15 protein-coding genes are annotated in these 22655 nt (G+C 69.4%); 8 read left to right on the plus strand and 7 right to left on the minus strand.

Annotated features, from left to right (window positions below; genetic code table 11):
- Both K6T84_RS00175 and K6T84_RS00180 read left to right on the plus strand, forming a co-directional pair.
- Window positions 1–456, plus strand: a complete 456-nt coding sequence (locus K6T84_RS00175; RefSeq protein ID WP_224864989.1) for a nitroreductase family deazaflavin-dependent oxidoreductase — start codon at window positions 1–3, stop codon at window positions 454–456.
- A gap of 133 nt (window positions 457–589) precedes the next feature.
- A complete protein-coding gene (locus K6T84_RS00180) occupies window positions 590–4615 on the plus strand; it encodes a PecA family PE domain-processing aspartic protease (RefSeq protein WP_225401680.1) in 4026 nt (1341 codons plus the stop codon).
- On the opposite strand, the gene K6T84_RS00185 is transcribed toward K6T84_RS00180, so the two are convergent.
- On the minus strand, window positions 4612–5649 hold the full coding sequence (locus tag K6T84_RS00185; protein WP_224864987.1) for an LLM class flavin-dependent oxidoreductase: 1038 nt from the start codon (window positions 5647–5649) through the stop codon (window positions 4612–4614). The two genes, K6T84_RS00180 and K6T84_RS00185, sit on opposite strands and share 4 nt — an antisense overlap.
- Before the next feature lie 123 nt (window positions 5650–5772).
- Window positions 5773–6591, minus strand: coding sequence for a uracil-DNA glycosylase (locus tag K6T84_RS00190; protein ID WP_225398969.1), 819 nt, complete (start codon window positions 6589–6591; stop codon window positions 5773–5775).
- Between the two features lie 90 nt (window positions 6592–6681).
- On the opposite strand from K6T84_RS00190, the gene K6T84_RS00195 reads away from it, so the two are divergent.
- From K6T84_RS00195 to K6T84_RS00205, 3 genes are all read left to right on the plus strand, one after another.
- Window positions 6682–8001, plus strand: coding sequence for an FAD-binding oxidoreductase (locus tag K6T84_RS00195; protein WP_408066037.1), 1320 nt, complete (start codon window positions 6682–6684; stop codon window positions 7999–8001).
- Between the two features lie 122 nt (window positions 8002–8123).
- On the plus strand, window positions 8124–9344 hold the full coding sequence (locus K6T84_RS00200) for a cytochrome P450 (RefSeq protein ID WP_225401678.1): 1221 nt from the start codon (window positions 8124–8126) through the stop codon (window positions 9342–9344).
- Window positions 9344–9940: a TetR/AcrR family transcriptional regulator gene (locus K6T84_RS00205; protein ID WP_225401986.1), complete on the plus strand. Its 597-nt coding sequence runs from the start codon at window positions 9344–9346 to the stop codon at window positions 9938–9940. The genes K6T84_RS00200 and K6T84_RS00205 overlap by 1 nt, the downstream gene beginning before the upstream one ends.
- Before the next feature lie 39 nt (window positions 9941–9979).
- Here K6T84_RS00205 and K6T84_RS00210 read toward each other — a convergent pair whose 3' ends face one another.
- The 4 genes from K6T84_RS00210 to K6T84_RS00225 are packed head-to-tail and all read right to left on the minus strand — an operon-like array spanning window position 9980 to window position 15274.
- Window positions 9980–11080, minus strand: a complete 1101-nt coding sequence (locus tag K6T84_RS00210; RefSeq protein WP_224864983.1) for an acyltransferase family protein — start codon at window positions 11078–11080, stop codon at window positions 9980–9982.
- On the minus strand, window positions 11077–12777 hold the full coding sequence (locus K6T84_RS00215; RefSeq protein ID WP_225401677.1) for a DEAD/DEAH box helicase: 1701 nt from the start codon (window positions 12775–12777) through the stop codon (window positions 11077–11079). The genes K6T84_RS00210 and K6T84_RS00215 overlap by 4 nt, the downstream gene beginning before the upstream one ends.
- A gap of 35 nt (window positions 12778–12812) precedes the next feature.
- Window positions 12813–13610, minus strand: coding sequence for a hypothetical protein (locus K6T84_RS00220; RefSeq protein ID WP_225401676.1), 798 nt, complete (start codon window positions 13608–13610; stop codon window positions 12813–12815).
- The gene (locus K6T84_RS00225; RefSeq protein ID WP_224864980.1) at window positions 13610–15274 is read right to left on the minus strand and encodes a vWA domain-containing protein; all 1665 of its coding nucleotides are present in this window, start codon (window positions 15272–15274) and stop codon (window positions 13610–13612) included. Before K6T84_RS00225 ends, K6T84_RS00220 begins: the two co-directional genes overlap by 1 nt.
- Before the next feature lie 163 nt (window positions 15275–15437).
- On the opposite strand from K6T84_RS00225, the gene K6T84_RS00230 reads away from it, so the two are divergent.
- A complete protein-coding gene (locus K6T84_RS00230; RefSeq protein ID WP_224865707.1) occupies window positions 15438–15947 on the plus strand; it encodes an LppP/LprE family lipoprotein in 510 nt (169 codons plus the stop codon).
- 3 nt (window positions 15948–15950) lie between these two features.
- Here K6T84_RS00230 and K6T84_RS00235 read toward each other — a convergent pair whose 3' ends face one another.
- Window positions 15951–17807 (minus strand): MFS transporter, encoded by a 1857-nt coding sequence (locus K6T84_RS00235; protein ID WP_224865706.1) that lies wholly within the window; start codon window positions 17805–17807, stop codon window positions 15951–15953.
- A gap of 210 nt (window positions 17808–18017) precedes the next feature.
- Here K6T84_RS00235 and K6T84_RS00240 point away from each other — a divergent pair, with 210 nt between their 5' ends.
- Together K6T84_RS00240 and K6T84_RS00245 are read left to right on the plus strand one after the other, a co-directional pair.
- Complete coding sequence (locus K6T84_RS00240; protein WP_225401675.1) at window positions 18018–18806, plus strand: hypothetical protein; 789 nt, start codon at window positions 18018–18020, stop codon at window positions 18804–18806.
- A gap of 134 nt (window positions 18807–18940) precedes the next feature.
- A complete protein-coding gene (locus K6T84_RS00245; RefSeq protein ID WP_408066029.1) occupies window positions 18941–22597 on the plus strand; it encodes a multifunctional oxoglutarate decarboxylase/oxoglutarate dehydrogenase thiamine pyrophosphate-binding subunit/dihydrolipoyllysine-residue succinyltransferase subunit in 3657 nt (1218 codons plus the stop codon).
- The last annotated feature ends 58 nt before the right edge of the window (window positions 22598–22655 follow it).

The following is a 22655-nucleotide window of genomic DNA, read 5'->3' on the forward strand; positions in this document are numbered from 1 at the left end:
ATGGACATTGCCGGTTGGATCGAGCAGCGGCTCGGCGGGCGGCTGCTGCGGCTGCACGGCGCGCTGTACCAGGGCACCAACGGGTGGATCGGGCACCGGTTTCCGGGCATACCGCCCAGCCTGCTGCTGCATACCGTGGGCGCCAAGACCGGCGCGGCACGGATCTCGACGTTGAGCTACGCCCGCGACGGGGACACCTATCTGATCGTCGCGTCGATGGGTGGCGCACCCCGCTCCCCCGGCTGGTACCACAACCTCAAGGCCCACCCGGACGTCGAGATCAACGTCGGGCCCGCCCGGCTCGACGCCACGGCCAGGCCGGTGCTGCCCGACGATCCGGACTACACACGGCTGTGGCGGATCGTCAACACCAACAACGCCAATCGCTATGACGCCTATCAGCGGCGCACCAACCGGCCGATCCCGATCGTGGTGGTTACGCCGAAATCCACTTAGTCGGCGACAATTCGCCTCGCCGAGCCCAAGCGTCCGTTGTTAAGGGAACGCTTCGGTAGTACTTTGACTTTCATCGCACGCCCCTAAGCGTGTGGCCGCCGGGGTTCGCCCTCGAAACGGACAGGTGAGGGCCATGGGCTTACGACGCGATCCGCAGCGGCGCCGCGGGACTCGTTGTGCGATCGGGGCATTCCTGGCCGCCGGGACCATCGGAGCGTTCGGCATGAGCCCGCCGGCGCAGGCCGACTCCTGGGACATGGACTGGCTTGTCGAGATGTTCACACCGGCGGCGGGCATCGCCGATCCCGGCCCGATGGACGCCTCGTTCGGCTTCGACATCTACGCCGCACTGCACGCCCAGGCCCAGGCCTGGATCACCAGCCCGCTGGGCATCCAGTTCGACAACTCCCTCAACGCGATGGCCGGGCAGTACTTGATCGGCAACGGCGTCGACGGCACCGCGGACAACCCCGACGGCGGCGCCGGCGGCCTGTGGCTCGGCGACGGCGGCGACGGATACGACCAGACCCTGGCCGGAGCCATCGGCGGCAACGGCGGCGCGGCCGGCATGTTCGGTGACGGCGGCACCGGCGGCGACGGCGGAGCCGGGGCTGCGGGCGGCGTCGGCGGCGACGGCGGATCGTTCATGGGCAACGGCGGCGCCGGCGGAGACGGCGGCGCGGCGCTGTCCGGCGGCGTGGGCGGGGCCGGTGGTGCCGGCGGCGACGCGGTGGCCTGGTTCTTCGGCAACGGTGGCGCCGGCGGCGACGGCGGGATCGGTGTGGCGGGCACCTCTGGTGCCGTGGGGACCGCCGGCGGCGTGGGCGGTGTCGGCGGTGCCGGCGGCTCGAGCCTGTCGGCGCAGTACGGCGAGGGCGGACGCGGCGGCAACGGCGGGGCCGGCGGCAACGGCGGGTCCGGGTCGACCGGTGCGAACGGTGCCACCGGGGACTTCGCCGTCAAAGCGGGCGCCGGCGGCGACGCCCACAACGGCGGCGACGGGGGCAACGGCGGTCGGGGCGGAGCCGGTGGGGCCGGTGGAGCCTCTGGCCACGGTGCGGCCGGCGCCAACGGTGACGGCGGGAAAGGCGGGAACGGCGGCATAGCCGGAGCGGGCGGCAACGGTGGAACCGGTGCGGCCGGCACCGCCGCGCACATCGACGGCGGCGCCGGCGGCCACGGCGGAGACACCGGCAAGGCCGGAGCCGCCGGGGCGGGCGGCGCGGCCGGGACCGGCGGCCTGACCGGAACCGGCGCCGACGGTCTGGCCGGCGCGGCGGGATTGGGCGAGAAGACCGGCGGCAACGGCGGCGACGGCGGCGACGGATTCTCGGTCGCCAGCGGAGTCGGCGGCACCGGCGGAACCGGCGGCGACGGCGGCGCGTACGGCAACGGCGGAACCGGCGGAACCGGGGGCAACGGCGGCGTCGGCGGGCAGGGAATCGACGCGACCACGGTCGGCGGCAGCGGCGGCGTCGGCGGGCAGGGCAGCACTGGCGGAGCCGGCGGTGCCGGCGGAAACGGCGGCGCGCTCGGCGGCAACGGCGGAACCGGCGGCACCGGCGGCGTCGGCGGCACCGGCGGCACCGGTGGCGCGGGATTCACCGGCGCTAACGGCGCCACGGCCGGGGCCGACGGCACAGTCGGCGGCAACGGCGGAGCCGGCGGACAAGGCGGGACCGGTGGTGTCGGCGGCGCGGGCGGCACCGCCGCGCACGGCGCTGTCGGTCAGCAGGGCGTCGGCGGCGCGGGCGGCACCGGCGGGACCGGCGGCACTCCCGGCAACGGGGGCAACGGCACCGACGGCAGCGTCGCCCACGTCAACGGCGGTAACGGAGGCAACGGCGGCGCCGTCGGCGCCGGTGGCCTGGGCGGCAACGGCGGCGCGGGTTCTTCCGCCGGGGCCACCGGTTCGGCCGGCGCGGCGCCGACCGCCCACGCCGGCGACGGCGGAACGGGCGGCAACGGCTTCAGCGCAACCACCGCGGGTGCATCCGGCGGGGCCGGCGGCAACGGCGGAACCGGCAGCCTGCACGGCAACGGTGGGGCGGGTGGCAACGGCGGCGCCGGCGCCACGGGTGTTAACGGGGTCGCCAGCTCGAACGGCGGCAATGCCGGCGACGGCGGCAGCGGCGGGGCCGGCGGCAAGGGCGGCAACTCGCTGGGCGACGGCAACGGCGGGGCCGGCGGCAGCGGCGGTGCGGCCGGCGACGGCGGTCGCGGCCTGGACCAATCAGCCCTACCACCCAGCGCCACCCTGCCGGGCAGCGGCGGCAACGGCGGGCAGGGCGGAGCCGGTGGCGCAGGCGGCAGCAGCGTCAGCGCGCACGGCGCCAACACCGGCAACGGCGGCGCGGGCGGTAAGGGCGGGGCCGGTGGAAACGGTGGCGGTAACGGCATCGCCACCCTGGACGTGGCCAACAACGTGCAGTACGGCAGCGGCGGCGACGGCGGCGCCGGAGGTGCGGGCGGCAACGGCGGGCTCGGCGATCAGGGGGCCACCGGCGCAGGCAGCGGCTACGACGGCGGCAACGGCGGCGCCGGCGGCCAGGGCGGCTCGGCCGGTTCGGCCTACGCGGGCAATGTCGCCCTGCACGAGCACGGCCGCTTCGGCACCAACGGCGACGGAGGTGCCGGCGGAAACGGCGGCAGCGGCGGCGGCGGTGGCACCGGCGGCACCGGGGTCGCCAGTGCGGGCGGTATCGGCGGCAACGGCGGTAGCGGCGGGGCTGCCGGTGACGGTGGTGCACCCGGCTCCGGCACCTTCGCCCAGCCCGGGATCAACGCGGCGCCGGTCGGGATCGGCGGTGACGGCGGCAACGGCGGCGCGGCGGGAGCCGGTGGCACGGGCGGTGCCGGCGCAACCGGATTCGACGGCGGACTCGGCGGCAACGGCGGCGTGGGCGGTACCGGCGGCGACGGCGGTAACGCCACCGGCAGTTTCTACGCGCAGGGTTCCAGCGGCGGCAATGGCGGAGGAGGTGGCGCCGGCGGTAACGCGGGCGCCGGCGGTTCGGGTGCCCACGTCGGCGCGGGCGGTAACGCCGGTGCGGGCGGCGGCGGTGGTGACGGCGGCAACGGCGGCAACACCACCCTGGTAGGCACGAATGTCCACGGCGGGGCAGCCGGGGACGGCGGCGTCGGCGGAGCGGCGGGCGGTGTGGCCACCGGTGGCGCCGGAGCCAACGGCGGCGACGGCGGCAACGGCGGTGCGGGCGGTGGCGGTGGCACGGTCGGCAACAACGGCGCCAACGGCGCCCACGGTGCCGGCGGCGCCGGCTCGGGCGGCGGCTCCAACGGGGCCGGTCCGACCAGCCCGCTCAACGCCACCATCCCGCTGTACCTGCAAAGCGGCGGGATCAGCCCGATCGTCTACATCTCGATCAACGGCGGCGCGCCGGTGGCGGTCCAGATCGACACGGGTTCAACCGGTCTGACGCTACTGGGCAGCAGCAACGGTCTGGGCAACTCGGTCTATTCGGGCAGCGCAAGCTACGCCGGACTGAACGGGCAGAGCTACAGCTATCACACCTACGACACCACCGTCGGCTTCTGCGACAAGACCGGCACCTGCCCCAGCGGCCTGGTCACCGACCCGACCGCGGTCAACATCGTCGACCCGTCGTCGAACACTCTGATGACGAACTACTTCAACCAGTACGGCATCGTCGGTGTGCTCGGCATCGGACCCAACAACGGCTACACCGGAACGTCGACGATCATCTCGGCGCTGCCGGGCGCGCTGAACCAGGGCGTGCTGATCGACGAGACCACTGGGCAGGTGACATTCGGGCCCAACCCGATGACCCCGGAGATCTCCCTGCCCGGGTCCCCGTTCGTCGAGACCATGGTGTCCATCAACGGCGGAACTCCGGTGCCGGTGTCCACCTCGATCGACTCCGGCGGCATGTACGGAGCCCTGCCCCCGTCGCTGTTCCCCAGCGCCGGGATCGGGTCGCAGGTACCGGTCGGCACCGTCATCTCGGTTTACACCGCCGACGGCCAGACCCTGCTGTACTCCTACACCACAACCGCGGCCAACGGCCCGTATATCTGGTCGGACCCGTCGATGAACTCCGGCTACTACCCGTTCTCGCAGGACCCGATCTACATCGACTACCGCCCCAGCGGTTTCGGGGCCACCGTCATCAACCGCTAGAACAGCTCCTTGGCGAGCAGCTCGAGGGTCTGCTCGCGCCCGGGAGCGGTGGCGGGGTCGGTGCCGCGGTGAGCCGAGGCCACCGGGTTGACCATGACTTCGTCGACGCCGAAATGTTCTGCCAGCTCCCGGATCTGGCCGGCCGCCTCGGCGGGGGCGCCGACGACCGCACGGCGCAGACTGCCGTCGATGATCCGCTGCTCGGCATCGGAGACCTGGTTCGCGCTCGCGTCCTCGACCAACTCGACGGCGCCCAACGGCCGGCCGGTGCGCAACCGCGCCATCATCTGCAGGTTGGGCAGCATCAAAGCGATTGCCTCATCATGGCTTTCGGCGACCGCTGCGTTGACCGTCAGAAACGTCGTGGGCTCGGCGCACAACGGACTCGGGGTGAAGTTCGCCCGGTAGTAGGCCAGCGCCTCCTCGGTGCCCTGACCGGAGAAGTGGTGCGCGAACACGTACGGCAGGCCCTTGGCCGCCGCCAACTGCGCTGAATACATGCTGGAGCCCAGCAGCCACAGCCTCGGTTCGCTCACGGCGGCCGGGGTGGCCTTGAGCAGGTAGTCGCCGTCACGCAACTGGACCTGCACGCCGCGGCTGCTCATCATCGCCCGGACCTGGTCGAGGTAGTCGGGGAAGTTCTCGATATCCCGATCGTCACGGCCGGCCCCGCCGCGCAGCAGGACCGAGGTGACCGGGTCCGAGCCGGGTGCGCGGCCGATGCCCAGGTCGATGCGGCCGGGTGCGGCAGCCTCCAGCAGCGCGAACTGCTCGGCCACCGCCAGCGGAGCGTGGTTGGGCAGCATCACCCCGCCCGAACCCAGCCGCACCCGGGAGGTATGTGCGGCCAGGTAGGCCAGCAACACCGGCGGGCTGGTGGCCCCCACCGCGGGCATGTTGTGGTGTTCGGCCACCCAGTAGCGGGTGAATCCGAGCCGGTCGGCGGTTTGGGCCAGCTTCACCGTGGCCGCGAGGGCGTCGGCGGTGGACTGGTCGGTACGGACCGGGACAAGATCGAGGACGGAGAGGCGCACGTAGTCAGGCAACGCCGTCGGCCGGCTGAACCTTCCCCGGTCGGCGCAAACTCGGCGCCGAGACGGAATCTGACGACGCGACACGCCGATATTGCGTCGTCAGATTCCGTCTCGCAGCCCAGGTCAGTCCCTCAACCCGGCGATGAGTGCCGCCCGGCCGAAGATGTCGTCGAGCATCGCCGGGGTCAGCCGGCCGGTGAACATGTTCTGCTGGCTGGGGTGATAACAGCCGATCAACCGCAGGTCGGTGCCTAGTTCGGCAACGACGCCATGGCCGAACTTCGGTTTCGGCTTGGGCACCCGTTCAGCTGCCATCCGCAACGCGACCTGCCAGGCGAAGCCGCCGAGCGCCACCAGCACCCGGGCGTGGGGGGCCAGCAACCGCCACTCAGCGTCCAGCCACGGCGCGCAGGTGTTGCGCTCGACCGTTGTCGGCTTGTTGTCCGGCGGCGCACACCGCACCGGGGCGACGATCCGAATGTCGTTGGTGTGCAAACCGTCTGCCGCATCGACACTGGTGGGCTGGTTGACCAGGCCGGCTCGATGCAAGGCTGCGTAGAGCTGGTCCCCGGAGCGGTCGCCGGTGAACATCCGCCCGGTCCGATTGGCGCCGTTGGCCGCCGGCGCCAGCCCGACGATCACGATGCGTGGCGTGGCTGATCCCCAACCGGGAACCGGGCGTCCCCAATAGGGCTGGTCCGCAAAGGACTTCCGCTTGGTGACCGCGACGTCTTCTCGCCAGGCGACCAGGCGCGGGCAGGCCCGGCAGACGCTGATCGGGGCGTCTAGTTCCTCGATCGAGTTCGTCTGGCCGGCCAGCTGCGCCACCTGAGCGGCGTCTAGGGCCTGCGGGGTGGCGGGGGTAGCCGGGTCGCCGGGCCAGCCGGAGCCGGGGGGCACGGGAGATTCGAACGGCTGGCCGGTACGGGGATGGTCGAGCATTCGTCCATCGTGCCGGATCAGCAACTCCGTAGGATCACCTGCGTGGATTCCGACACACTGACCCAGCTGATCGCCGACCTGCCCGAGGGCATGGTGGTCACCGACCCCACGATCACCGAGGGCTACCGGCAGGATAGTGCGCTGGACCCGTCGGCGGGCCAGCCGCTGGCGGTCGTGCGCCCGCTTCGCACCGAAGAGGTGCAGACCGTCATGCGCTGGGCCACCGCCCACCGGGTTGCCGTTGTTACCCGCGGCGCGGGCACCGGGCTGTCCGGCGGCGCGACAGCCGTCGACGGCGGGATCGTGCTGTGCACCGAGAAGATGCGCGATATCACCGTCGACCCCGTCACCCGCACCGCGGTGTGCCAACCCGGACTGTTCAACGCCGAGGTGAAGAAAGCCGTTGCGGCACAAGGTCTCTGGTATCCGCCGGATCCGTCGTCGTTCGAGATCTGCAGCATCGGTGGCAACATCGCCACCAACGCCGGCGGGCTGTGCTGCGTCAAGTACGGCGTCACCACCGACTACGTGCTGGGCCTGCAGGTGGTGCTGGCCGACGGCGCGGCGGTGCGCCTGGGCGGGCCGCGCCTGAAGGATGTCGCCGGGCTGTCGCTGACCAAGCTGTTCGTCGGCAGCGAGGGCACTCTCGGGGTGATCACCGAGGTGACCCTGCGACTGCTTCCGGCCCAGCCGCAGTCGGCGGTGGTGGTCGCGACGTTCGACTCGGTGGCCGCGGCGGCGCAGGCGGTGCTCGACATCTCCGGGCGGTTGCGGCCGTCGATGCTGGAGTTCATGGACTCGGTGGCGATCAACGCGGTCGAGGATCACCTGCGGATGGGGCTGGACCGCGACGCCGCGGCCATGCTGGTGGCGGCCTCCGACGAGCGCGGCGCCGCCGGCACCGAGGACATCGAGCTGATGTCCCGGGTGTTCGGCGAGCACGGCGCCAAGGATGTGTTCTCCACCGACGACCCGATCGAGGCGGAGGGATTCGTCGCCGCCCGGCGGTTCTGCATCCCGGCCGTCGAGGCGAAGGGTCCGTTGCTGCTCGAAGACGTCGGGGTGCCGCTGCCGCGGCTGGGCGAGTTGATCACCGGGATCGAGCGGATCGCCGCCGACCACCGGCTGATGGTGTCGGTGATTGCACACGCCGGCGACGGCAACACCCACCCGCTGATCGTGCACGACCCGAGCGACCCCGACGAGGTGCACCGCGCGCAGACCGCCTACGGCGAGATCATGGACCTGGCGATCGCCCTGGGCGGGACCATCACCGGCGAGCACGGGGTCGGACGGCTCAAGCGGCCGTGGCTGGCCGAGCAACTGGGCCCCGACGCGATGGCGCTCAACCAGCGGGTCAAAGCCGCGCTGGATCCGCTGAACATCCTCAACCCAGGCTCGGGTATCTGACCCGCCCCTTCCCGCGACCGTGCAGAAACGCTCGGCTCGACCTGCGGGTTTAGCGGACAACTCTGCACGCCCGCGGAGAATTGAGCATTGACAGCATCGCGCGCATGTCGTAATCATGAGACATGTCATCTGTGTTGTCTCATCCAAAGTTCGAGCCGTGCAATGCCGACACCTGGCCCAACCCATGGCCGATGTACGCCGCGCTGCGCGAGCACGACCCCGTCCACCATGTGGTCCCCGAGCACGACCCCAGCCAGGACTACTACGTGCTGTCCCGGCACGCCGACGTCTGGGCGGCGGCCTCGGACCACGAGACGTTCTCCTCGGCCAAGGGCCTGACCATCAACTACGGCGACCTGGAGATGATCGGCCTGGCCGCCAACCCCCCGATGGTGATGCAGGACCCACCGCAGCACACCGAGTTCCGCAAGCTGGTGGCCCGCGCGTTCACTCCGGCCCACGTCAAACAGCTCGAGCCGGAGGTGCGCGCGTTCGTCGTCGAACGTATCGAGCGGCTGCGCGCGGCCGGCAGCGGCGACATCGTCGCCGAACTGTTCAAGCCGCTGCCCTCGATGGTCGTCGCACACTTCCTCGGCGTGCCGGCCGAAGACCGCTCCCAGTTCGACCGCTGGACCGAGGCGGTCGTCGCGGCCACCATCAACCCCGACGGCGTCGCCTCGGCCGGGGATGCGGTGCTCGAGATGATGACATACTTCAGCGGACTGATCGAACGACGCCGCACCGACCTGGGCGAGGACACCGTGTCGCATCTGGTGGCGGCGGGCATGGGCGCCCCCGGAGACGACGCCGGGATCTTCGCGATCCTGGCCTTCGCGTTCACCATGGTCACCGGCGGCAACGACACCACCACCGGAATGCTCGGCGGCTCAACGCAACTGCTGTATCAACACCCGGATCAGCGCAAGCTGCTGGTCGACGACCCGACACTGATCAACGAGGCTGTCGAGGAACTGCTGCGGATGACCTCACCGGTGCAGGGCCTGGCCCGCACCGCCACCCGCGACGTGATCATCGGCGACAGCACCATTCCGGCTGGTCGGCGGGCCCTGCTACTGTACGGCTCGGCCAACCGCGACGAGCGCCAATTCGGGCCCACCGCAGAGGAACTCGACGTGCTGCGCAAGCCGCGTCAGATCCTGAGCTTCGGCTACGGCGCACACCACTGCATCGGCAACCAGGCCGCGAGGATGCAGGCCCGGGTGGCGCTGGAGGAACTGCTGGCCCGGTGCCCGGACTATTCGGTCGACGAAGCCGGGATCAGCTGGGCCGGTGGCAGTTATGTGCGCCGCCCCGTGACGGTACCGTTCACCGTCGGGTCATGATGGCCGGCCGGGCCTGGCTGTCCGACCAGCGCGGCGAACTGGCGGCCGAGAAGATCCTCGACGCCGCCGAGAAGCTGTTAGCCGAGCGCGACCCCGCCTCGGTCGGCATGAACGAGATCGCCCGCGCGGCAGGCTGTTCCCGTGCCACGTTGTATCGGTACTTCGAAAGCCGTGACGCGCTCTACACCGCTTACGTGCACCGCTGGGCGAATGCGCTGTATCAGGAGTTGACCCAGCGCCTGTCCGGTATCGAGGACCCGGCGCAGCGATTGGTCACCGGGATCACCGAGTCGTTGACCCTGGTGCGCAGCAACCCGTCGCTGGCGTCCTGGTTCGCCGAGACCGGCCCGCCGATCGGTGTCGCGATGGCCGAACAATCCGACGTCATCGCCGCAATGGTCCGGACATTCCTGTCCGCGCTGGGCACCGAAGACCCCGAGGCCGTGCAGCAGCGCGCCCGTTGGGTGGTCCGGGTGATGACGTCGTTGTTGAGTTTCCCGGGCCGCGACGCCGACGACGAGCGCACCATGCTCACCGAGTTCGTGGTGCCGGTCGTGGTGTCGCCGACGCGCCCCTCCCTCCCCCGCCGAGCGTGAAGCCAAGTTCACGTTCAAGCCTCCAGCGTGAGACCAACTTCACGCTGGGCGAGGTGGGGGCACCCGGGTGAACCGGTGCAACAGCCAGGACACCGGCACGGTGACGATCATCGTCACCACGAACAGGTTCAGCATCGAACCGGTGTAGACCGGGTAGTGCAGCACATTGACCATCACCACCTCCATGAGCACCAGGTGGACCAGGAAGATCTCATACGAGATCTCCCCCAGCCACACCATCGGCCGGCTCGCCAGCCACTGCGCGTACAGGCCCGAGTTGCCCAGCGCCAGCGGCGCCACCGCCAGCGCGGCGATCACCGCGTAGAAGCCCGCCTTGACCAGGGCCTCCGACAGCTTGGCCGGCGATGTGGTGGGCGCCCCGGCCAGCGGGGTGGAGGCGATCAGATAACAGATGAGCGCCAACGGAATCGCCACAAAGCCATAGCAGCGCACACCCATGGCCTGCAACACCGCCAGCACCATCCCGGCGACGAACCAGGCCAGATAGGCCGGCAGCCAGAGCCGGGCACCGTCGGGCAGATAGTCGCCTGCGTGCACCAGAGTCAACCAGGCCGGGGTGATCGCGGCGATGGCCACCAGTCCCGCCAGCAGCAGCCACGGCCGCCACTGCCGGCGGCACAACCCGACCAAAGTCAGCCAGGCCAGCAGCGGAAGCACCACATAAAAGGCGACTTCGACTGCGAGGCTCCACATCTGGGTGAGGCCCTGGTGTATATAGCCGAACATGTAATTGTCGGTGTAGATCTGGGTCAGTGTCACGTTACGCAGCAGGCCGATCCAGTTGTGGCCAGGATTCGGACCACCGGTCCGGTAGTGATAGATCACATAGGCCAGCAGCACCGTCACGACATAGGCCGGCATGATCCGCCGCACCCGGTGCCAGGCGTAGCGGCGCACCGACGGGTCCGGACGCCCGAATGCGGTAGCCCGCACCCACGGCCGGAACAACAGAAAGCCGGAGAGTACGAAGAAGATCGGCACCCCGATCTCCATCCGGGAACCCGCCAGACCGGCGTAGCCGTGGGTGTACTTGCCGGTGGTGTAGGCCGCGTGGGTGCCGACCACCAGGATCGCCGCCACCGCGCGAACACCGGTCAGCGAGGCGACCCGGTCCGTCATTCCATCCGTTTCCGGTGTGCACCGCCGGCGCGGTCGCGACGCTCGGGCTTTCCGGCCGCGTGGTCACGGCGCAGGTTGATCAACTGGCCCTGAATGCGGGTCTGCTCAAGGGCTTTGAAGGTCTTACCGGGCAGTTTGGCCGGCAGTTCCACCAGCGAGTGGTCCACCTTGATGCTGATGTGGCCGAAGTCGCTGCGGCGCAGGCCGCCTTCGTTGGCCAGCGCTCCGACGATGGCACCGGGGTTTACCTTGTGCCGCTTACCCACCGAGATGCGGTAGGTGGCAAAGCCTTCCTTCGGGGGGCCTTTGCGGTCGTCGCGGCCGCCATCACGATCCGGCTTGACGCGCTCACGCCGCTTGTCCGGCGGAGGCTCCACCATCAGGAACGCCTCGCCGTCGCGGGACTGCAACGCCAGCGCGGCGGCGATGTCGGCCATCGGCACGTTGTGCTCGCGGCTGTAGTCCTCGACAAGGCGGCGGAACAATTCGATGCCCGAGCCGCCCAGGTGGGTGGTGATGGCGTCGGCGAACTTGGCCACCCGCTGCGCGTTGACGTCGTCGACGCTGGGCAGATCGGCGGCGATCAGCTTCTGCCGGGTCACCTTCTCGATCAGCTTGAGCAGGTGGCGTTCTCGCGGGCTGACGAACAGCAGCGCGGTTCCCGACCGGCCGGCGCGGCCGGTGCGCCCGATCCGGTGCACGTAGGCCTCGGGGTCGTTGGGGATGTCGTAGTTGACGACGTGCGAGATGCGGTCCACATCCAGGCCGCGGGCGGCGACGTCGGTGGCGACCAGGATGTCGATATTGCCGTTCTTGAGCCCGGTGATGGTGCGCTCACGCTGCGCCTGGGCGATGTCGCCGTTGATCGCGGATGCGGAAAAGCCTCGGGCACGCAGCTTTTCGGCAACCTCTTCGGTGGCCTGCTTGGTCCGGACGAACACGATCATCGCCTCGAACGGCTCGACTTCCAGCACCCGGGTCAGGGCGTCCATCTTGCGCGGGCCGGCGACCTCGATATAGCGCTGGGTGATGTTCTCCGCGGTAGCGGTCTTGGCCTTGACGGTGACCTCGACCGGCTCGTGCAGGTACTTGGCTGTGATCCGGCGGATCGCCGGCGGCATGGTCGCCGAGAACAACGCCACCTGCTTGTATTCCGGGGTGTCGGACAGGATGCGCTCGACGTCCTCGGCGAAGCCCATCTGCAGCATCTCGTCGGCCTCGTCGAGCACCAGGTAGTCCAGGTGCGACAGGTCCAGGGTGCCGCGCTCCAAGTGGTCGATGACCCGGCCGGGGGTGCCGACCACCACCTGGGCGCCGCGTTTGAGGCCGGACAGCTGCACGGTGTAGGACGCGCCGCCGTAGATCGGCAGCACGTTGACCCGCGGCAGGTGCGCACCGTAGCGGCCGAACGCCTCGGCCACCTGGAGCGCCAGCTCGCGGGTCGGCGCCAGCACCAGCGCCTGGGTGGCCTTGCTGGTGACGTCGATCCGCGACAGGATCGGGATGGCGAACGCCGCGGTCTTGCCGGTGCCAGTCTGCGCCAGCCCGACGACGTCGGAGCCCTGCAGCAACGCCGGGATGGTGGCGGCCTGAATCGCCGACGGGGTCTCGTACCCGACGTCGGCGACGGCCTGCAGGACCGAAGGGTGGATTTGCAGGTCGGCGAAGGTCACGTCGGGGGCGTCAGGCGAGGTCATAGCGCCTCGCAGTCTACGGGCAACGACGCGCCGATCTATCGCTGCAGCTGATCCTCACATTTGAAGGCGTCTTTGTGCGCATCGATGTGGAAGGAGGAATCGTCGCTGGCGGCGTTCTCCGAACCGGCCGGCGACCATTGCCCGTTGGTGAACGTCCAGTGGTCGGTTTCGATGATGCCGCCGCCCGGAAGCGTTCCGCCCGTCGATTCACCGGCCGCCTCGCTGGTCACCGAGATCGATCCGCCGGAGGAACAGCTCACCCAGTGTTGCCGCCCGTGGGATTCCGACAGTTGCCAGACACCGGGGTCGCCGGGATAGGACTCGGCGATGGCCGGTTGCGGAACCGGCGCCAGATCATTGCCACTCCAACCGAGTACGACGAACTCGTCCGGGCCGCCCTGGCCGCGGGCGGTGTGCAGCACCAGATCGGCGCCCTGGGTGCGGCTGATCGGATAGGCCCCGATCAGCAGATCACGCGGGCCGGACTGGTCCCCGAAGATCAGGGTGCCGTTGACCTCGCGCTGCCGGATGCCGGTGGCCGTGGCCACTCGTACCGTGGTGAGCACCGCGCCGATCTCATGCTGCTCCGGGGTCAGCCACTGTGTGGCGACACCGACCCGGTCCGCGACGCCGTCGCCGTCCACATCGACGGTGCCGAGCTGCTCACATCCGGCCGGCCCGGCCGCGCACGGGTCCGCCACCGACACAGCCGCCGGTGCTTCCAGCGAACCCGGGCCCATCTCCGGCTGGGCACCCGGGTGTTCGTGGTGCGTCGACGTCGTGCAACCCGCGAGCGCCAGCACGGACAGACCCAGCATCCACTGTTTGACCATCACGCCATCCCTACGTAGTACGCGGTTTTCACCTGGTGCGTCGTCGCCGATCCGGTCTCGCCACCGACCTCCACGGTGGATCCACCGAATCCCCAGATCCCCAGAAATGGGGAGCCGGACCCACATACGTAATCGGGAGCTCCTCGCGGTCCCCACGAACCGCCGACCACAGCACGACACTGGGTGCCGTCGTCCAACAGCAGGCCCAGTGGCCGCGGCGGCCCGTCGAGCGAACCCACCGGCTTCGCCATCCCCTCGGCCGCGTACAGCTTCAGCGTCTTGGTGAACGGGTCGACGAGACAGAGCGCGTAGTTCCCGCCGGCGGTCGGCCAGCAGGCGTAGGCGCCCTCAGAGTTCGGGTAGCACCTGCGAACTCCGCTGGTCGCGTCGAACGGCGACGCGATCCCGTCGGAACAGTCGATCGACACGTTGCGATTGCGGTCGTCCTTCATCCAGCCCGGCTGCACGTCTCCGCGGGCGTTGACCGGCTTGAGCACCACCTTCTCGGGTTCCCCGCCGCTTGCGGCCTGCGGCGCGGGCGCGACGTCAGGCGCGGCCCCGGCCTTGGGTGCACACCGGCACAGCACGATCGTTTTGACCGTGCCCAACACGGTGCCGCCGGACTCGGAGTAGTCCTGCACGACCACCCGGTAGCCGGCGTCGGTGCCCGCGTTGGCGCGGTAGGTCAGGCGGTAGCCGCCGTGGCCGTCGGACTCGGTCAGAACCGGGGCACCGTACAGCTCGGACACCCGGCTCAGCGCGGTACCCGGGACCACCCCGTCGATGGTGCGTCCACCGCCGTGCGGCTCGATGGAGTCCAGCACACCGTCGACGAACACGTAATCGCAGTCGACGTAGACCACCCGGACCGATCCCGACGTGGGCGCATCCGGGAAATCGGGGTGCGCCTTGCGGATGTCGGCGAGTTTGTCACCCAACTCGATGCCGCCGAAACCACTGCCCGACAACGAATTCTGCGCCTGGGCCAGGTTCTGCGTCGCCAGCAGCCGAGCCGCCAGCTGGTTGGCATTGTCGGCCTGCACGAAGATTCCGCCGGCAGACGTTGCGATACAACGCAACTGGTCGCTGGCCGCGCCCTCGGTCTTGAACCCCACCGTTGAGATCGTCAGGTTCGGGTGCGCCGACCTGATCTGCCCGGCGGTGTCACACGGCGGCGTGTCGCAGGTGTCCTCGCCGTCGGAGACCAACACGATCGCCTGCTCTTGGTCGCCGCCCGGCAACTGCCCCACCGCCGTGGTCAAAGCCAGACTGATCGGGGTGTACCCCGAGGCCACCAATCCGTCGATCTGCGTCTGCATCTTCCCACGGTCCAACGCCCCCAACGGGATCAGCACCGTGACGTCCCGGCAGCCGGCGGCCTTCTCGGCGTCGGTCGAGCCGGTACTGGTGCCGTAGGTCAGCAGCGACATGGCCGCACCGTCGGGCAGGCCCTCGATCAATCCATTCGCGGCCCGCTTGGCCGCATCCATCCGCGGCCCCGGCGCATCGGCCTCGGTCATGGAACCCGACGCGTCCACGATCAGCACCGTGGGCACCGACGCCGGACTCGCCTCGTCCTTCACAGACTTGTGTTGCGTGCCGCCGCAACCGGCCACCAGAACGGCGACCAGCGCGCCGACCACAACCAGACACCATCGCCGCATGCGTCAGCACGTTAACGGCGCACGGGCGTCACCACTATCGTCCGAACAACCGACAGCGGCCCCCGGCCGCGCCTCCCGGCGACGGCACCGGCGCGACGGTACGGTGCCCGGTGTGTCGGGTGCTGTAAAACCGTTAGGCCTGTTCGCCGGTGCTCTGGCCGCAATGCTGCTGGCCGGGTGCGGCTCGGGTGACTCCACCGTCGCCAAGACACCGCAGAACACCAGCCCGCCGGCTGTCGCCGAGGCGCCGCCCCCGACCGCGCCCCCTCCCAGCACCGGCGCCCAGCCCGCCGACCCGTGCGCAGTCAACCTGGCCGCCCCGGCGATCGCCAAGGCCGTCTCGGAGTTGCCCCGCGATCCGCGCAGCGGCCAGCCGTGGAGCCCGGAACCGCTGACCGGCAACTACAGCGACTGCGCCGACCTGTCGGCGGTGATCGTGAAGGCCAACACCAACGCCGAGAACCCGAGCAGACGCGCCGTGCTCTTTCACCTCGGGCAGTTCCTCCCGCAGACCGTGCCGGACACCTATGGGTTCAGCGGGATCGACCTGGCCCAGAGCAACGGCGACACGGTGGCGCTGCAGACCGCCAGCGGTATCCCGGGATTGTCGGGCACCGTGAAGTTTCACTGGAACGGCAGGGGCGTGGAGATCGTCGGCAACACCACCCGATAGCCGTCAGATGCGCCGACCGATGCGGTCGGTGTCATCCGGATCTTCACGGTAGTGCCGGTTGCGGCGCTTCGAGGGCTGACCGGTGATCCCGAACTTGGCCAGCACGTCCACCGGAGTCCCATTGACCACCGGACGGAAATGCTGGCCGGCCTCGAGGTGAAACCCGTTGCGGGTCAGCGGTTCGGTGATCGGGTCTTCGAAGCGGACCCGAACCGGCCGGGCAACAGGGGCGGCGGGAGTAACGGAAGGGACGGCGGCGACGGGAGTGAAAGGCGCCATCGGGGTGACCATCGGGGTGAGGCGCGGGAGCACCATCGTCGGCCGGTCGGCCCCGTGCGGCACATCGACCTCAGCGAAGCGCCGGGGAATGCTGACGCGCTCCACCCGCCGCTTGACCGGCCGCGGTTCATCCGGCTCAGCCGGGCCCGCATCGTCGTGATCGAACTCCGGCCCGGCCGTCCGCCGCCCGGGACCGAAGACGTGGCCGACCATGAACAGCGCCGCGGCCACCCCGAACAGCGAGATGAACGCGGGCAGCAGTGCCGACTCCGACATCGCCGTCGAGAACGGCTCGTGCAGAAACTCCGGCAGGTGCAGGCCGGGGTGCCCCGCTCCAGGCCCACCCGGCATCGGCGGCATGTTGGCCGCGATCCGCGACGTCATGAACGCGGCCATGCCGGCACTGCCCAGCACCGCGCCCACCTGACGGGTCGCGTTGTAGACGCCCGATCCCGCACCGGCCAGCTCCGGCGGCAGGTTACGGGTGGCGGTGGCGGCCAGCGGCGACCAGATGAACGCCATGCCGCCGCCCATCGCCGCGAACGGCAGCAACAGTCGCCAGATCGGTGTCACCGGCGTCATCTCGAATGACAGCCACGTCAGTGCGATCGCCAGCAGCGAGAAGCCGAATCCGACGACGGCCCGCGGATGGGCCCGGTCGACGATCTTGCCGACAACCGGAGCGAGTATCCCGGTCACGATCGACATCGGCGCGGTCAGCAGCGCCGATCGCGTCGGTGACATGCCGCACACCACCTGCGCGTAGAACATCACCGGCAGCACGATCCCGGTGGCCGCGAACCCGATGACCGCCACCCCGATGTTGGACAGGCCGAAGTCGAGGTCGCGGAAGATGTGCAGTGGCACCAGCGGCTCGCCGTTCATCAGCGCCTGCCAGTAGACGAACACCGCCAGGAACAACAGGCCGCCGCCGATCAGCGCCCAGATCCACAGCGCCCACCCCTGCGATTCGCCTTCCTGCAGGGCGAACACCACCAGGAACAGCCCGATCCCCGACAGCATCATCCCGATCAGGTCGAATCGATGGCGCTGAATCGGCAGGTCGGGGATCAGCACGACGGCCATGACCAGGCCGACGACACCGATGGGGACGTTGACGAAGAAGATCCACTCCCAGCCGAGTCGGTCCACCAACACCCCGCCGACCAGCGGGCCGACCAGGGTCGCCACCCCGGCGGTCGCACCCCAGACAGCCATCGCCATGCCGCGCCGGTCGGCCGGGAAGGTCCGGGTGATCACCGACAGGGTCTGCGGGGTCAACAGGGCGGCGCCCAGGCCCTGCACCGCGCGCGCGATGATCAGCACCTCGATGCCCCCGGACAGGCCGCACCACAGCGAGGCGCCGGTGAACACCGCCAGCCCGATCAGGTAGAGGTTCTTCGGGCCGAACCGGTCGCCGAGCCGCCCGGCCACCAGCAGCGGCACCGCATAGGCCAGCAGGTAGGAACTGGTCACCCAGATCACGGTGTCGTAGCCGACCCCGAGAGCCACCATGATGCGGGGATTGGCCACCGCCACGATCGTGGAATCGACCAGGATCACGAAGAAGCCGAGCATCATCGCCCACAGTGCGTTCCACGGGTTGACCGGCTCGCTCAAAGCGCCGTTCCTCCCATCACTGCGCCACCTCGATGCGACGCTACGGACAGATGTCGGCGACAACAACTCGCAGCGTCTGTGCAGCGGTTCGCTGACCGGACGTTCGGAGCGGGTAGACATCTTCCGGGGCGTTAGCCTGAACAGAACTGAGCCGCAATGGGAGGGCAACCTATGGGCATCTTTCGACGGCGCCGGCCGACGCAGGAGCTGACACCGACCCCCGACCAGGGCAAGCCGGGTATGACAGCCCGAGTGTTGTCGCAGGTCATCGAACGCAGCGAACGAGTACAGGGTCCCGCGGTGCGCGCCTACGTGCAGCGAGTGCGCCGCCTCCAACCCGACGCCGGCCCGGCGCAGGTGGTGGCCAGACTGGAGAAGCGATATCTCGCGGCCGCGACGGCCAGCGGTGCCGCCGTCGGCGCCACCGCGGCGATCCCGGCGATCGGCACCCTGATGGCCCTGTCGGCGGTCGCCGGCGAGACCGCGGTCTTCCTGGAGGCCACCGCGTTCTTCGTGCTGTCGGTAGCCGAAGTGCACGGCATTCCGGTGGACAATCGGGAGCGCCGCCGCGCGCTGGTGCTGGCGGTGCTGGTCGGCGACGAGGGTAAGAGCGCTATCACCGATCTGCTCGGCTCGGGCCGCACCGGCGGCGCATGGCTGGCCGAGGGGTCGGCGGGGGTGGCCGCGATACCGCTACCGGCGGTCAAGGAGCTGAACTCCCGGTTGATGCGGTACTTCGTCAAACGCTTCACCCTGCGCCGCGGAGCCCTGGCGTTCGGCAAGCTGTTGCCGGTCGGACTGGGCGCCCTGATCGGGGCGATCGGAAACCGCCTGATGGGCAAAAAGATCGTCGGGAATGCCCGCAAGGCGTTCGGTGCCCCGGCCGACCGTTGGCCGGTCACTCTGCACCTGCTGCCGGGCCTTCGCGATCACCCCGACTCCCAAACCAGCTCGGCCTGACCCAGGGCCGAAAGTCACCAGGTGGCCCGCCTGCCGGAATAACTGCGAGGGGCTAGCCTTTATGAGGCACGGGGCGCAGCGCACCTACACCGTCGGACGACCAGGAAACGAGGCGAGAAGCTGTCGTGAGCGGTATGAATTCACCCTTCGGTCAGAACGAGTGGCTAGTCGAGGAGATGTACCGCAAGTTCCGCGACGATCCTTCCTCGGTAGACCCGAGCTGGCATGAGTTCCTGGCCGACTACCGGCCCGACGGCTCCCCCGCACCGGTGACCCCGGCGGCTCCCGCGCCGGCATCGGCCACCGCTGCCCCACCGGCACCGGCCCCCGCTGCGGCGCCGGCCCCCGCTGCGGCGCCGGCCGCCCCGAAGGCGTCCGCGCCGGCACCGGCGGCAGACGACGAGGTCCAGGTGCTGCGCGGAGCGGCCGCCGCGGTGGTCAAGAACATGGCCAGCTCCCTGGAGGTGCCGACCGCCACCAGCGTGCGCGCCGTGCCGGCCAAGCTGATGATCGACAACCGGATCGTCATCAACAACCAGCTCAAGCGAACCCGTGGCGGCAAGATCTCCTTCACCCACGTGTTGGGCTACGCGATCGTGCAGGCGGTCAAGCAGTTCCCGAACATGAACCGCCATTTCGCCGAGATCGACGGCAAGCCGAATGCGGTCACACCCGCGCACACCAACCTCGGGCTGGCGATCGACCTGCACGGCCCCGGTGGCAAGCGCTCGCTGGTGGTGGCCGCCATCAAGGAATCCGAGTCACTGCGGTTCGCACAGTTTGTCGCCGCCTACGAGGACATCGTGCGGCGCGCCCGGGACGGCAAGCTCACCGCCGAGGACTTCGCCGGTGTGACGATCTCGCTGACCAACCCCGGCACCATCGGCACCGTGCACTCGGTGCCTCGGCTGATGGCCGGGCAGGGCACGATCGTCGGCGTCGGCGCGATGGAGTACCCGGCGGAGTTCCAGGGGGCCAGCGAGCAGCGCATCGCCGAACTCGGGGTCGGCAAGCTGATCACGCTGACCTCCACCTATGACCATCGGATCATCCAGGGTGCCGAATCGGGTGACTTCCTGCGCACCGTGCACGAGATGCTGCTCTCGGACGCGTTCTGGGACGAGATCTTCTTCGAGTTGTCCATCCCCTACGAGCCGATCCGGTGGCGCACCGACAACCCGGACTCGATCGTCGACAAGAACGCCCGCGTCGTCGAGCTGATCGCCGCGTACCGCAACCGCGGCCACCTGATGGCCGACATCGACCCACTTCGGCTGGACAACACCCGGTTTCGCAGCCACCCCGACCTCGATGTGCAAAGCCACGGCCTGACGCTGTGGGACCTGGACCGCGACTTCAAGGTCGAAGGCCTGCCCGGCGGCGACTACCGCAAGCTACGGGAGATCCTCTCGGTGCTGCGCGACGCCTACTGCCGCCACGTCGGTGTGGAGTACACCCACATCCTCGAACCTGAGCAGCACCAGTGGCTGCAGGAGCGCGTCGAGGTCAAACACATCAAACCTACTGTGGCACAACAGAAATACATTCTGAGCAAGCTGAATGCCGCCGAAGCCTTCGAGAACTTCCTGCAGACCAAGTACGTCGGGCAGAAACGCTTCTCCCTGGAGGGCGCCGAGACCGTCATCCCGATGATGGATGCCGCGATCGACCAGTGCGCCGAGTACGGCCTCGACGAGGTCGTCATCGGCATGCCGCACCGTGGCCGGCTCAACGTGCTGGCCAATATCGTCGGCAAGCCGTACTCGCAGATCTTCACCGAGTTCGAGGGCAACCTCAACCCGGCAGAAGCGCACGGCTCCGGCGACGTCAAGTACCACCTGGGTGCCACCGGGGTGTACCTGCAGATGTTCGGCGACAACGACATTCAGGTATCACTGACCGCGAACCCGTCGCACCTGGAAGCCGTCGACCCGGTGCTCGAGGGCATCGTGCGAGCTCGCCAGGACCTGCTCGACCACGGGGGCGCCGACGGCGAAACCGGGCAGGCGTTCTCGGTGGTGCCGATGATGATGCACGGCGATGCGGCCTTCGCCGGCCAGGGCGTGGTGGCCGAGACGCTGAACATGGCTCTGCTGCACGGGTACCGGGTCGGTGGCACCATCCACATCGTCGTCAACAACCAGATCGGATTCACCACCGCTCCGGACCACTCCCGGTCCAGTGAATACTGCACCGACGTCGCCAAGATGATCGGTGCGCCGATCTTCCACGTCAACGGCGACGACCCGGAGGCGTGCGACTGGGTAGGTCGGCTGGCGGTGGACTTCCGGCAGAAGTTCCACAAGGACGTCGTCATCGACATGTTGTGCTACCGCCGCCGTGGGCACAACGAGGGCGACGACCCGTCGATGACCAATCCGTACATGTACGACGTGATCGGCGGCAAGCGTGGCGTGCGCAAGAGTTACACCGAAGACCTGATCGGCCGCGGCGACATCTCGATGAAGGAGGCCGAGGACGCGCTGCGCGACTACCACGGCCAACTCGAGCGGGTGTTCAACGAGATCCGCGAACTGGAGAAGCACGCCGCGCTGCCCAGCGAGTCGGTGGAATCCGAGCAGCAGGTGCCGCGCGGGCTCAACACCGCGGTGGACAAGGCGATGCTGGCCCGCATCGGGGATGCGTTCATGGCGATACCCGAGGGCTTCAGCGTGCATCCCCGGGTGCTGCCGGTGCTGGAGCGGCGCCGCGAGATGGCCTACGAGGGCAAGGTCGACTGGGCATTCGGTGAACTGCTGGCGCTGGGCTCGCTGGTGGCCGACGGCAAGCTGATCCGGCTGTCCGGGCAGGACACCCGCCGCGGCACGTTCTCGCAGCGCCATTCGGTGATCATCGACCAGGCCAACGGCGCCGAGTTCAGCCCGTTGCAGCTGCTGGCCACCAACCCCGACGGCACCCCGTCCGGCGGCAAATTCCTGGTCTACGACTCGCCGCTGTCCGAATACGCCGCAGTCGGTTTCGAATACGGCTACACCGTCGGCAACCCGGATGCGATGGTGCTGTGGGAGGCCCAGTTCGGCGACTTCGTCAACGGTGCCCAGTCGATCATCGACGAGTTCATCTCCTCCGGCGAGGCCAAGTGGGGCCAACTGTCCAACGTGGTGCTGCTGCTGCCGCACGGCCATGAGGGCCAGGGCCCCGACCACACCTCCGGGCGTATCGAGCGGTTCCTGCAACTGTGGGCGGAGGGTTCGATGACGATCGCGATGCCGTCGACCCCGTCGAACTACTTCCACCTGCTGCGCCGCCATGCCCTCGACGGGATCCAGCGGCCGCTGATCGTCTTCACGCCGAAGTCGATGCTGCGCAACAAGGCGGTGGTGAGCGATGTGAAGGACTTCACCGACGTGAAGTTCCGCTCGGTGCTCGAAGAGGCCACCTACGAGGACGGCACCGGCGACCGGGGCAAGGTCACCCGGGTCCTGTTGACCAGCGGCAAGCTCTACTACGAACTGGTCGCCCGCAAGATCAAGGACAACCGCGAAGATGTGGCGATCGTGCGGATCGAGCAGCTGGCGCCGCTGCCCAAGCGCCGCCTCAGCGAGACCCTGGACCGCTATCCGAACGCGCGGGAGTTCTTCTGGGTGCAGGAGGAGCCGGCCAACCAGGGTGCCTGGCCGCGGTTCGGCCTGGAGCTGCCGGAGTTGTTGCCGGACAAGCTGACCGGCGTCAAGCGGATCTCGCGCCGCGCCATGTCGGCGCCGTCGTCGGGGTCGTCGAAGGTGCATGCCGTCGAGCAGCAGGAGATCCTCGACCTCGCGTTCGGGTAGGCGCTCCCCTTCCCTGCCCCTTCCCGCGAGCGTGCGGAAACGTCCGCCAAAGTCCCAG

Origin of the sequence: Mycobacterium zoologicum, from assembly GCF_020181635.2 — a bacterium.
Taxonomy (GTDB): Bacteria; Actinomycetota; Actinomycetes; order Mycobacteriales; family Mycobacteriaceae; genus Mycobacterium; species Mycobacterium zoologicum.